Source organism: Streptococcus sp. HMSC062H02 (genome assembly GCF_001813005.1).
Taxonomy (GTDB): Bacteria; Bacillota; Bacilli; order Lactobacillales; family Streptococcaceae; genus Streptococcus; species Streptococcus oralis_S.
In genome coordinates this window covers 1-209 of record NZ_KV811117.1, presented here as the reverse complement: position 1 = coordinate 209, position 209 = coordinate 1, and the positions used below count along the sequence as shown (strand labels likewise).

The 209-nt window shown below is 45.0% G+C and carries 1 protein-coding gene; it reads right to left on the bottom strand.

Translation table 11 applies throughout. The features are described 5' to 3' along the window. The coding region (locus HMPREF2885_RS04355; protein WP_261674086.1) for an Ig-like domain-containing protein at nucleotides 1–209 on the bottom strand (209 nt) is incomplete at both ends.

Here is a 209-nt window from a genome sequence, read left to right as displayed (position 1 = left end):
TCTTTACGGATCACTTTCACACCTTTGGCTTGTCCTACAAAGTCTGCCTCAGGGGTAAAGGTGACGGTGCCATCTGGTGAGATTACATAAGTTCCTTCACCTGGAACGACTTTTTCAGTTGTTCCATCTTCAAAGGTTGGTGGAACTGTCAGCTCGACATCACCTGTAAAGTTTGGTTTACCAGTCTGAGTTTGACCTTTAAGACCTTC